The sequence below is a fragment of the Psychrobacillus psychrotolerans genome, assembly GCF_900115805.1.
Lineage (GTDB): Bacteria > Bacillota > Bacilli > Bacillales_A > Planococcaceae > Psychrobacillus > Psychrobacillus psychrotolerans.
This window is the reverse complement of record NZ_FOXU01000009.1, coordinates 104095-117221: the sequence shown is the minus strand read 5'-3', so window position 1 is coordinate 117221 and position 13127 is coordinate 104095. Positions and strand designations below refer to the sequence as shown.

10 protein-coding genes are annotated in these 13127 nt (G+C 37.9%); all 10 read right to left on the bottom strand.

From position 1 onward, the window contains the following. Nucleotides 1-10: 10 nt before the first annotated feature. The 10 genes from BM260_RS15760 to BM260_RS15715 all read right to left on the bottom strand — a co-directional run bounded on the left by BM260_RS15760 (nt 11) and on the right by BM260_RS15715 (nt 13071). The gene (locus BM260_RS15760) at nt 11-1558 is read right to left on the bottom strand and encodes a response regulator (RefSeq protein ID WP_093538305.1); all 1548 of its coding nucleotides are present in this window, start codon (nt 1556-1558) and stop codon (nt 11-13) included. Continuing rightward, nucleotides 1533-2996, bottom strand: a complete 1464-nt coding sequence (locus BM260_RS15755) for a sensor histidine kinase (RefSeq protein ID WP_093538304.1) — start codon at nt 2994-2996, stop codon at nt 1533-1535. Before BM260_RS15755 ends, BM260_RS15760 begins: the two co-directional genes overlap by 26 nt. Next, entirely contained in the window at nt 2993-3973 is a 981-nt protein-coding gene (locus tag BM260_RS15750; RefSeq protein WP_093538303.1) for a sugar ABC transporter substrate-binding protein, read from the bottom strand. Before BM260_RS15750 ends, BM260_RS15755 begins: the two co-directional genes overlap by 4 nt. 238 nt (nt 3974-4211) lie before the next feature. After that, the gene (locus BM260_RS15745; RefSeq protein WP_093538302.1) at nt 4212-5387 is read right to left on the bottom strand and encodes a sugar ABC transporter permease; all 1176 of its coding nucleotides are present in this window, start codon (nt 5385-5387) and stop codon (nt 4212-4214) included. A gap of 13 nt (nt 5388-5400) precedes the next feature. Further along, nucleotides 5401-6921, bottom strand: coding sequence for a sugar ABC transporter ATP-binding protein (locus BM260_RS15740; RefSeq protein WP_093538301.1), 1521 nt, complete (start codon nt 6919-6921; stop codon nt 5401-5403). 234 nt (nt 6922-7155) lie between these two features. Further along, nucleotides 7156-8259: a sugar ABC transporter substrate-binding protein gene (locus tag BM260_RS15735; RefSeq protein ID WP_093538300.1), complete on the bottom strand. Its 1104-nt coding sequence runs from the start codon at nt 8257-8259 to the stop codon at nt 7156-7158. Between the two features lie 294 nt (nt 8260-8553). Next, nucleotides 8554-8913 carry a helix-turn-helix domain-containing protein gene (locus BM260_RS15730; protein WP_093538299.1) on the bottom strand — a complete coding sequence of 120 codons (360 nt, stop codon included), beginning with the start codon at nt 8911-8913 and terminating at the stop codon, nt 8554-8556. Between the two features lie 176 nt (nt 8914-9089). Continuing rightward, nucleotides 9090-9902 (bottom strand): class I SAM-dependent methyltransferase, encoded by an 813-nt coding sequence (locus tag BM260_RS15725; protein WP_093538298.1) that lies wholly within the window; start codon nt 9900-9902, stop codon nt 9090-9092. 218 nt (nt 9903-10120) lie between these two features. Next, nucleotides 10121-11335, bottom strand: coding sequence for an acetyl-CoA C-acyltransferase (locus BM260_RS15720; protein ID WP_217646106.1), 1215 nt, complete (start codon nt 11333-11335; stop codon nt 10121-10123). Then, nucleotides 11335-13071, bottom strand: a complete 1737-nt coding sequence (locus tag BM260_RS15715) for a class I adenylate-forming enzyme family protein (protein ID WP_175496322.1) — start codon at nt 13069-13071, stop codon at nt 11335-11337. Before BM260_RS15715 ends, BM260_RS15720 begins: the two co-directional genes overlap by 1 nt. Between the last annotated feature and the right edge of the window lie 56 nt (nt 13072-13127).

Sequence of the window (13127 nt, the reverse complement as noted above, 5' to 3'; positions counted from 1 at the left end):
GTCTCCTCCTCTAGACTTCCGCTTTTTTAGTCCATAATGTTTTTCTATATTCTTTCGGCGACACGCCACACATTTTCTTGAATACTTTACTAAAGTAATTGGGTTCATGATAACCAATTTCAAAAGTAATCTCTTTTAAACTTTTCTCTGGGTCATTCAATAATTTTTTTGCTTTTTCAATGCGGCACTCTGTTAAATAGTCTATATAGTTGACGCCTAGCTTTTCCTTAAACATTTTACTAATATAAATTGGGCTCAAATTCACTCGATATGCTAGTGCATCCAAAGAAATATCCTCATGTGAATGTTCACGAATATACTGTTGAATTTGATGTATCTTATCAGCTTCTCTTTGATCGTAATGGGCGTTATAAACAGCATTCATCTGTTCCAACAGTAATAGTGTTTCTGTTCGTAACTGTCTATAATCATTTGCCTGGAACGAGAAAAACAATGCATTCGTTTCCATTCCCATTTCATCCATTACACGGTTTGCCACCCAAAGTAACTCGAGTATGCGTTGCTGAGTATAGATCAATGAATTGCCCACATTTTCATATTGCTGAATTACTTCCAACAAACGGGTACGAATAGCAGCCCAATCCCCAAGCCGGATATGATCAAAAAATTCTTTTTGTTGCTGCTTAATAATATGATTATCGGTTTCTAAAGTAAGGGCTGGAACGTCCATATAAAATCTATACTTAACTGCTAAGGTTGTATCCATTGTCGCAATAACTGCCTCCTGGTAAGACAGGCGAATTTCATCTAGATTTTCACATACCTGACCTATCCCCATGAACCACTCTGTCCCTTGCTGCTCATTGCCCAAGGATAGAATGGATTTAGCTAAAGCTATCGCCTGCGATCGAAAGCTACTCTTAGAATCTCGAAAAATAATTAGAGGTAACTGCCTCCCGTTTAGAGCACCTATCCAAGCATCTCCAGTTGCTCTTACCTTTTCTTTAATCGATAAATAATAATGATGTGCACCTTCTGGCAATACAAGTACAACAACAAATTTTTCTAGTGTGGAACGAGTTTCAAGCATATCTACAAGCATATCAATATGGACCTCATGAACATGGTCAAATAATAACTGGGTGACAATATCCGTTTCCGCCAAAGTCAGTGCCTGTTCCCACTTCTCGATTTGCATTTTACTATTATTCTCTGCCTCTAGCTCTTTCTGACACTCATCTAATACTCTTCCTACTGTTATAACAATTTCACTAGCTTTACTAGGTTTTAATAAATAATCTTTTACTCCAAGTTTGATAGCCTGTCTTGCATAATCGAACATATCAAAAGCAGTTACCATAACAAATTTTGTAGTCGGATGAGAAACCTTCATTGCTTCAATGGCCTCTAATCCATTAATACCCGGCATCATTATGTCCATTAAGACTAAGTCAGGCTGAAAAGTATTTGCTAATTCGATTGCCATTTTACCGTTTTTCGCCTGTTCAATTAAAAGGTCAGGAAATGCCTTTTGGATGATGGCCTCCATTCCCTCTCGCTCAATTGGTTCATCATCCACTATTAGTAGTCTCATCATTTACCTCCTCCCTAGTTTCTGGGATTTGTATGATTACTTTCGTTCCAATACCCTCTTCACTTTCAATAGATACTAAATTTTCTACACCGTAAAATAGTTGGAGCCTTTTCACTACATTCTGAAACCCAATTCCAGTGGAATGTCCTACATTTGTATCCAGATGCCCACTTAGTAGCAATTCTATATTATCCTGAGAAATACCTTTCCCACTATCCTCTATCTCCATAATAATCCAGAACCCATCTCTTGAAATTCTAACCGAGATAGTACCTCCATCCTCTTCTGGTTCGATTGCATGTATAACAGCATTTTCGATAATAGGCTGAAGGGTGAGGCCAGGAATATTAACATGTAAGCAGGATTCATCGATATTGGCTTCAAAATGCAGACGGTCAGCAAAGCGTGCTCTCTGTATTTCCATGTATTGATAGAGCACAAGCACTTCCTCATACAATGTAACTGGGCGATCGATTCGCTTCAGATTATACCGCAGTAACCCAGCTACACTTACTAACAGATCACTCGTTTCCTCTGCCCCGTCTAAGTAAGCTTTCTTGGACAACGTATTTAATGTGTTGAACAAAAAATGGGGATTAATCTGGCTTTGTAAACTCTTTAATTGGCTCTCCTTTAACAGTAGCTTACTTTGCTGAAGTTCATGTTCAAGCTGCGCCTTTTGCTGAATCTCCAATATCAAGTCATTAATATTTATGCGCATTGTATCAAATGTCTGTGCTAGGAATGCAATTTCATCATTAGATTCTACTTTTATTTTTTGATTGAAACGACCATGTGCTAACTCGTTTGCAGCTTTCGTAAGCTGATGTACAGGTTTTGTAATACTGAGCGAGAACCAATAAGTAGCTAGAAGCAACACTGCTGTTACTAGAAGGAGTATCCAGATTCCTAGTTTTTTTAACTCCTCTGACTGATCGATGATTTCTCGGTAAAATAGATTATAGGTTTTTAACTCCCGCTCTAAAATAGTTAATGTCATTTCTGATATGTACATTGATATACGATTTGCCTCATTGAATTCATTAGTGGAGCCCTCTAATTCCTGCTCCTCTGAAAATAATATAGAACGATTGGCCGTCTCTACTAAACTATCGATTAAATGAATATAATTCGTAACAGAAAACGCATTTTCTTCATTGCGAAGCTTTACTACATCCTGTTGAACTTCCTCAATGGTTTTAATACTCTTTTCTATCTGTACTTTATGTATTTCTGTAGGATCCAACAAATAATTATTTAAGTCGGTTATCATTTTTTGACTAGCAATTGTTACTTCATTAAGGCGTAAATAACGTTGTAGAATAGAATTTGTTTGTTCTTGTGTTTGCTGATTGTAATAAGTGAGCGTCATCCAAATAATTCCCATGATGAGCAACATAACAGAAACGAGTAGCCAAATCTTTCGTTGAATAGTAGTCATGGCTTGTCACCATCTGATACAAGCATCTTGGTTTCCGTCAAATAACCACCAGAATTTAGAGGAACTGTCTCTCCAGAAATCCACTCCATGAGCCATTTCACACTTTCCTGGCCCATTTGTTCTGGTTTTTGTTCTAAAATTCCATCTAGTTTTCCCTGCTCCAAAAGAGTAGTCGATTCAACTCCGTCATCAAACGTATAAATATGATACGGTTCTACTTGCGTTCGTCTTCCTATTTCCTGAATCATAGGTCCCGCATAATTTGCATTAATCGCGATAAACGCAGTAGCTCTTGGCGCATCATTCATAAGCTGTTGGGTTGTCGAAATCACTTGTTCGTTTGTGTCTTCTGTTCCTCTAATAATTATGTCAATCTCCGGATAATTTTCGAGGACGTCTTGTATTCCAGCCAAGCGCTCTTTTTGGTAATATGCTTGAACTTCATCTCTAAGAACTATCACTTCTCCAGACGTACCCATTTCTTTAATCAGTTCATAAGCAACCATTTTACCCGCCCCAAATTGGTCGGATCCTACATATGTTTTGCGCAAGCTTTCTTCTACCGGAACATCATTAGCTACTGTAATAACAGGTATTCCATAAAAAGCAGCTTTGATTTTGGTTAGTTCTTTAAATTCATCCGTGTCCAGGCCTTGAACAATGATTCCATCTACTTTGGAGTGAATGGCGATCTCCATCTTTTTCAAAAAATCGTCTTCGTTATTTCCATAGCTTCCCCATACTTCGAGCTCCACATTTTCTAACTTTGCTTGCTGTTTTGCTCCTTGTCCAACCTTATTCCAAAAAGGGGTGTCCAGTTCTTGTGTTATCAATACAAGGCGAATGGAATCTTCCATCTCGGAAAGGGAAGCAGGTAATTCACTAGAGGACCGAAAAGCCTTTGTTGCAGATACAATTGTTAAATAACTAAAAATAATAATTAGTGCTCCTAATAATAGAACAATTGTTTTTCTCATTCACCTTCCCCTTTCCATAGGCTAGTTTCTTCCATATTAACACCTTCAATTAAATTGACAATCCTATATTCAGATGATTCCCAATCTTTTTATCCCTTTTGCAAATACTTCACCGACTGGAGCAGGTATTGTTTCCCTTTCCATGAGTAACTAACAGTTGATCGCAAGTAACTCCATAATCTCCTAGATATAATATAAGGCACCCCTTGAAAGAAAGGGTGCCACATTAACCTATACATTAAGCTCTTTGCTTACGTGTCATCACATCGAAAATTACCGCTCCTGCCAAAACTCCTCCACGGATCATGTATTGATAAGATATACCGACACCTAGCAAGTTCATCCCGCTTGATAAGCAAGCCATTACAATGGCACCAATAACAGCACCTGTTACTTTACCAACACCACCAGCAGAAGATACCCCTCCAACATAAGCAGCAGCGATTGCATCCAGTTCAAATAATGTACCTGCTGTAGTCGTAGCTGATTGTAGTCTCGAAGTAAATAGAATCCCAGATAATGCTGCGAGCATACCCATCGATCCAAATACGATATATGTAATCTTTTGTACATTGATACCACTTAAATGAGCAGCTTCTGGATTACTTCCGACTGCGTAAATATGGCGACCAAGTACGGTTTTCGTCGTTAAGAAATGATAGATAACTACTACTATAATCATAATGATTACTGTCCATGATAAACCATTGTATCCTGCTAAAATCCATGTAATATATCCAATAATTGCAGATATTAACACCAGTTTCGCACTGAATAACCCACTAGACATAACTTCGAAACCATAAGTCATTTTGTTGCGACGAGTAGAAATTTCATTGTAGACAAATAAAAGAATCCCAACTAAACCAACTAATAATGTTAATAGATGCAAACCATTTATTTGCATAATCGAAGGGATAAATCCATTCCCAATCGCATTAAATTGATCATCTTTAATAATAATAGTTCCAGTTTTTTCTGTTACTTGAAGTAATGCACCTCGGAAAATTAACATTCCCGCAAGCGTTGCTACAAAGGCTGGTATACCTATTTTAGCGATTAAGACACCATTAACCAATCCAATTAGCGCTCCAAGGATTAAAATTGCTGGAATAGTAATCCAAACCGACACGCCCATTTGCGTTAAAAATATTGCTGCAATTGCTCCTAAAAATCCTGCTAAAAATCCAACCGATAAATCTATATGGCGAATGACAATTACGAGCGTCATCCCTACTGCCAATACAGCGATATATCCTGCTGAATCCAATAGATTACTAATGTTTCTTGAGGACATAAATAGTCCGTTCGTCATAATCGTAAACGTTAACATAATGAATATTAACGCAATATACATTCCATAATCCCGAATGTTGGCTTTGACGAGTGCTTTTGCTTCTCCAAAAAAGTTCATCATTATCCCCCTTTTATTGCGTCGCAAGTTCCATTATCGTTTCTTGTGTCGCTTCCTCCATAGTTAGCTCTCCTTTAACGGAGCCCTCTGCCATGACATAAACTCGATCACTCATCCCTAGTACTTCGCCCAGTTCAGAGGAAATCATTATAATACTCATTCCTTCATTGATCAGTTCATTCATAATTGTGTAAATTTCAAACTTCGCCCCGACATCGATTCCCCTTGTCGGTTCATCTAATATCAAAATCTTAGGTCCTGTAAACAACCACTTACCAAGTGATACTTTTTGTTGGTTTCCTCCACTGAGCTTCCCGACAATCTGTTCTAGTGAGCTAGCTTTTATATAGAGAGAATCCTTATACGTTGTTCCAACTTTCACTTCTTCGTTTAAATTTAGTATTCCCTTTGTAGAAATTCCTTTGAGATGCGCTGCAGAAACATTACTCTTGATATCCTGTAATAGAAATAAGCCGTCTCCTTTACGATCTTCCGTTACATAGGCAATACCAGCTTTAATCGCCTCACTTGTATGCTTTAATACCTTTTTTTCTCCAAACATTTTCATATTACCCTGTATTTTATAGTTTTTAGGGTTACCAAAAATGCTGAGGGCAAGCTCTGTTCGACCAGATCCCATGAGACCTGCAATCCCGATTATTTCGCCTTTTTTTACCTCAAGCTTTACGTTTTTCACTACATTCCGACCGAGCTGTGAATCATAAGCAGTCCAATCAGATAATTCAAGAATTGTTTCACCAATTTTCTTATCGGGACGTTTCGGATAAATATCTTCAATATCACGGCCAACCATATTTTTTATAATGACGTTTTCAGATACTTCTCCCTCACTCGCATCAAGCGTGCAAATTGTCTGTCCATCACGCAATACTGTTACTTTATCTGCAATATTTATAACTTCCTTAAGCTTATGAGAAATCATAATGCAACTAATCCCTTGTTCTTTCAGCTCTTTTAGAAGTACCAACAAATTTTCACTATCATCTTCATTAAGTGCCGCAGTTGGTTCATCTAATATAAGCAAGTTAACGTCCTTACTTAGAGCTTTGGCGATTTCCACCAACTGCTGCTTGCCGACACCTAATTCCTTGATAAGTGTTTCTGGAGTTACTCTTAACTTCACTTTTTGCAATAATTCGGTTGCTTGAACGATTGTTTTATTCCAGTCTACAAAAGGACCTTTTTTTTGTTCGTTTCCAGCAAATATATTTTCATAGACAGTCAAATCGGGAAATAGAGCTAGTTCTTGGTAAATAATACCGATGCCTACTTTGACACTATCCGAAATTTCATTGAACTGTTGAACTTTTCCCTCATATACGATGTCCCCAGTGTAATTACCATATGGGTAAACTCCACTTAACACTTTCATCAGAGTCGATTTACCTGCTCCATTTTCTCCAACCAAACAATGAATCTCGCCTTTTTTCACTTTGAAATTCACGTTTGAAAGTGCCTTAACTCCTGGGAATTCTTTAGAAATATTATTCATCTCTAAAATATACTCACTCATATTATTGCCTCCCTTACTTAAACAAAAAAAGTGAAACCTCAAACAGTAGGGAACTCATTAACATCTACTATTTGTTAATTGAACCATTCGGACATTTACGGCCATTTGCACTTTCACTTACGCCTTAGTCTTTACCTTGGTGTAGAAGATAGAGGCCTACCTCCCGTCGATGCTGGGTAAAAATGGAGAAATAGTGATAGACGAATCTATCACTATTCCTCCTTTTCAACTGTTTTACTCTAGACCTGTAAATTCACTTGACTCATAATACTCAGAATCGATAAGTTCTGCTTTAACATTGTCTTTGTCCACTACGATTACATCCGTTTGTTTCGCTTTTACTTCCACAGATCCATTATCGTAAGAACCTGTTGTTTTTGGTGTGTTGCCATCTAGAACTTCTACTGCCATACCCATTGCATCTTTTACTAATGTACGAACATCTTTGAAAACAGTCATCGATTGTTGTTCGTCAATGATGTATTGAATGGAAGCTTTTTCTGCATCTTGGCCAGTTACAAAGTAATCAGTAATAGCACTATCAGATGCAAATACATCTGCGATAGAACGAGCAGTTCCATCATTCGGTGCAAGTATGGAAACATTTCCTTTTAGATTATCTGCTGCTGCTGTTAAATGAGTTTGTGCTTTGTTTTTTGCATCGTTTGGATCCCAGTTTGTAGTGATTTGACCAATAATTTTACCTAGCTGATCACGTGAAAGATCTGCTGAGTCTTTTAATGCCTCTGCTTCACTTGAATTGGCAATTTTAAAAGTTCCATCAGCAATTTTCGGCTGAAGCACTTTCCATGCTCCTTCAAAGAACAAGAATGCATTGTTATCAGACGCTGCCCCTGCATACAAGTAAAGTGGAACATCTGAGCCATCAGCATTGTCTACTAGATACTGCGCTTGTGCTGCACCAACTGCTAAGCTATCAAAAGTCACATAGTAATCTACTGCATCCGTATCCGTGATTAAACGGTCATATGCAATCACTGTTACACCCTCTTTTTTCGCTGCCTCTACTGCTGAAGCCGCTGCTGCACCATCATGAGGAGTGATGATTAATACTTTAATTCCTTTATTTAATAATGCTTCTACATTTTCTTTTTCCTTCGCTGAAGAACCTTGGCTGAATAGAATTTCTGTAGAATAATCTGAATCTGCTAAAGCGTCTTTGAAGCGTTGCTCATCTTGAACCCAACGTGGCTCATCCTTTGTTGGTAATACAATACCAACATCTACCGAATTACCTCCGCCATTATTACACCCTGCGGCCACTAATGTGAAAACCATTAATATAACTAAAAAAGTTAACCCCTTGAACTTCTTCATTCTTTATCCCTCTCCCTTTTTCTAAAAGTTGATTACTTCTTTATTATAAATTCAGAATATTTATATGAAAGCGCTATCAACTGTATTCTTTTATCATTACCTATACTTTTTTAGCTTTTAGAATAACTTGTAGGATATCGGGGTAGAATTCAGAGTCGATTGGCGATTATTACATTTTTCCATAAAAAAAGAAACCTTAAGCATCAAATGCTACCGGCTTCTTTCATACCTATTTTGCGGATGAACCAGGTTCTGGTATATTCGCTTTTTCCAAAACACCTGCATCCTGTCTTCTTAACCATTTCTCCATTCATCTTCCCAGAATTCCTGCTTGTTATTTCCTACACTCTTTTCTTTATCCTGTACATATTGTTCAAATGATTCCATCAAACGTTCAAGCAAAATATTTTCTTCCTCGTACGTATCTATAGATTTCACTTCCACTGATGCAACATTTGGTGGAACTCCAGTTAACTTATGAACACTTACATCTAAGGCTTCCGCAATTGGTCTAATATATCGGCCGTCTGGCACATCCTGACGTTCCCAATTAGAAACAGTGCTGATTGTTACCTTTAACTCTAGGGCAAGTTCCTCTTGTGACATGTTCCGTTCTTTTCGAACTTTGCGCAGAACCTCTCCTTTTACTTGCATTGTATATTCCCCTTTCTAAACGTTATTTAAAAAGTAATCTACTAGTATTTACCCCACTTCATAAATATTATGTAAATTATCTGATAATGACTAGAAAGTACCTATACTGGAAGAATAGTTATTTAGACTGACTAAATAGATTTTAATATCTTATTTTTAATCTATATTTCTATGTTCTAAATCTTTTTCCCGATATAAAGTAAATGCGAGGAGATTCCTAAAACATGGGGATCATTAGCTTTCTCGGTTAGTAATCTAATAACTTTCTCAAACTCACTTGAACCTTTATCTCTCCAGTAGCTCCAATTATCACCGCTCAAGAGAGTACCTATATTAGAACCTATTAAATCTAGACTTTCAAATCCGTTTACCTCCATGAATGGTTTTATTTCTTCTATATTAAAGTAATAAGCTCCTGTAAATCGTCCTTCCTCCTTATGGTTGAAACGTCCACTTTGAGAAAACTGGTCTATATTATCCATTTGGTTATTCGGCTTCCAATTTTCTGGATACATGAGAGACGTTAAAATATGTCTAACTCTCGGCATAAACGCCACAAAAACAATTCCACCCTTTTTCGTAACTCTATATAACTCATTTACCGCTTGAACACGCTCTGCTTCTTCTTGTAAATGATACAAAGGGCCAAGCATTAATGAGGCATCAAATTGGTTATCTTTCAGTATAGTAAGATCTGTTGCATCCGCTACATGGAATCCATTAAAATTTTGTTCTAACTTAAGCTCATTTGCTTTATCTTTAGCCATTTCCACAAGCTGTGGAGTTAAATCGGTGAGTGTAACTCTGTATCCTTCATTTGCTAATCGCATAGAATATTTCCCTGGTCCCGCTCCATTATCTAGAATCTCTCCATTTAAAGGAAGATACTTTTTTAAATAATGCCAATTCACTTGGAACTCGATAGGCTCCCTATCCAATCGTCCCCATTCATCAAACCTATTATAATACTTCATAATAATGTTTTTCATATTGCCTCCTACTTTCTGTTCATTTTATAAGTAGTTCTGCACAGACGTAGAAAGCTCCTGCTAAAAGCTTACATATAAAAGAAAGACCTCTCTCCAGTTAAATGAAGAAAGGTCTTAAAACAAAAATTACTTGATGACGTTTTATATAGAGAAGAGACTCCTAACCTAATATGGATTGCCCCAAATATTATTAGGGTTTTTGCATTGCTATACTTAAATCACATCATTGTTTCAATTATAATTGCAGTTCCTACACCTGCACCACCACTAATTGCAATGAGTGCCCGCTTCTGACCACGACGTTCTAATTCATCCAAAGCTGTCGCTACAAGCATACCACCTGTCGCCCCTAGCGCATGCCCCATTGAAATTGCCCCTCCATTTACATTGTATTGGTCGCGTGAAAGATTAAAATCCTTCATAAATTTTAAAGCGGCTGAAGCGAATGCTTCATTGTATTCAAACAAATCAATATCTTTGATTTGTAATCCCGATTTTGCCAATACTTTTTGCGCAGCCAATTGACCACCCGTTAATAAAAATGGATTCGCCGATGCATTGGCACAAGCAATGATTTTTGCACGAGGATTCATACCCAGCGTTTCCGAGGATATTCGGTTACCAATTAAAAGTAAGGATGCACCGTCCGCAAGTGATGGAGAGTTACCTACATGATGGACATATTGAACGTTTTGAATTTTAGGAAACGTATCATATACTTTTGACTCAGCCTCTCCCATACCTATTTTTGCAAAAGACGGTATTAATTCCGAGAGCGATTCTACCGTACTCTCTCCCCTTATCAGCTCATCTTGCTGCAGGATTACTTCCCCCGCTTCATTCTTCACTGAAACAAGTGATGGAGAAAAGTATCCTTGATCCCTAGCATATGCAGCCCTCTGCTGCGATTCAACTGCATAAGCATCTAGTTCCTCCCGTTCAAATCCTTCTAATGCGGCCATGATATCTGCTGATATCCCCATATGAACAAAGTTGGTCAGTTTGCGAGTTGTATCGTCTGAAAACCATGCCCCTTCATCGGCAAACATGGGAACACGTGATACCGACTCAACGCCCCCTGCGAATAGGATATCTTCCATTCCGGAATGCGTTTTCATAGCTGCCAACGAAATAGCCTCTAACCCTGATGCACAAAAACGATTTACCGTTGTGCCACCGGTTGTATCTGGCCAATTAGCTCTTAATGCTGCAATTTTCGCAATATCTGCACCTTGATCTTTCACTTGTGTCACACAGCCAAGTATTATTTCTTCCACAAGCTCTTTACTGAATAAATGGCGTTCTACCATCGTATTCATTAAATTTCCAACAAGTTGCATCGGATGGATGGACGCAAGGGAGCCAGATTTTCTGGAAGATCCCCTGGGTGTTCGAATTGCTTCAAAAATATAGGCATCCATTGCCTTTGCCATTACTGTTTTACCCCTAGCCTTGGTGATATTTCCTGTTGTACCTGCTCACGCAAATTATTTTTCAGTATTTTTCCAACAGGATTGCGCGGAAGTTCATTTCGAATAGAAATATATTCTGGAATTTTGTAAGTTGCAAAGCCACTCTTTTTAAAGAATTCCACAACCTCTTCCAATTCAATTGTCTCCTCCGGTCTTTTTAGGACAATACATGCACAAGCACGTTCCCCCATCACTTCATCTGGAATTCCTACAACAGATACCTCGGCAATTTTCGGATGGCTTTGCATTAAATACTCTACCTCTTCAGGTGAAATATTGTTTCCACCCCGTATGATAATATCTTTTGAACGTCCAACGAAACGATAATACTTTGCTTCCCCATTTACTTCAGCAATTTCAAACATATCTCCGGTACAGAAAAATCCGTCCTTATCAAACACTCTATTATTAATGTCATCCCTCTTCCAATAGCCAGGAAGAATACTCGCACCTTTAACACGCATTTCACCAGGCTGATTGCTTTCAATAATCTCTTCACCTGTCTCAACATTCACAATTCTACTTTGGAAGCGATTTGCGATACGTGTAGACCACTCATAACCAACCACACCAAACCGTGGAAAGAAATTTGCACGTTGTTCTGTATCAGGAATATCCTTTGGACCACTCATATAGGTGGCACCTTCATTAGAACCAAAGTAGTTAATAATATCAATATTATATTTTTCTTTCCATCCTTTTACCATCACTGGTGACAAGGGAGTTGATCCTGAACCAATCGCTCGTAATGTAGAGAAATCTGCTTGTTTTAAAATAGCTTCATTGTTTAACATCATACTTAACAATGCTGGGGGTGCTAATGTATAACTTGCTCGCTCAATGGAAATTTGCGCCAAGAATGTAGGAAGATCAAAGGGATGATGCATGATTAACTTACTACCAGCTATTAACCAAGGTACGAACATTCCGCCAATTCCAGCCATGTTGACCATTGGAAATGTATTTAACAAGACATCCACTTCGGTAAATTCTGCGACATCGACTGAAGCATATGCAGAAATAATCCACTCGTTATGACTGCGCGGAACGCCTTTTGGTTTTCCTTCTGTACCAGATGTCCAGCAAATTGTAAAAATATCATTTGCAGTGAACTCTGTAGATGCCAATTTTTGTTGAAAGCGTTCTATATCTTCCATCAGTAACTCTTCTTGCTCTAATGAAATTACCCCTTCTGGAACATCTTTTCCCCATGCGAAAATCTTCTCAACTGATGGTAATTTTGAGCGTACATTAACGAAGTTTCTTGCTGCTTCATACTTCAAAATATGTGTCATCGTCAACACAGCTTTTGCCTCCACAAAATTGAGCAGTCCTTCATACTCATACTCTCGATATTGGACAGGGAATGGTGTTGCAATTGCACCGATACGTAAAATGGCTAAATAAGAAATCACAATCTCTACAGTATTAGGCAATTGAAGGGCAATGATATCATCTTTCTGAATGCCATTCTTAATTAAAACTGCCGCTAACTGATCAACTTCCTTACTTAGTTGTTCATAAGTTAGTCTCCTCGGTAGCCCACCACAAATTGTCTCTCGATTAAGCGGATCAATAATTGCCTCCATGGTTGGTCGTGTTTTAACATGGCGATCAAATAGATTATAAATAGTTTCTGTTCCCCACCAGCCTTTTTCCACATATTCATTAATCACATTTTCATTTACAAGTATCATTCTACATTCCCCTCTTTTCTTCATGAGTTGTATTTAGGTTGTTACTATTTCTTGAG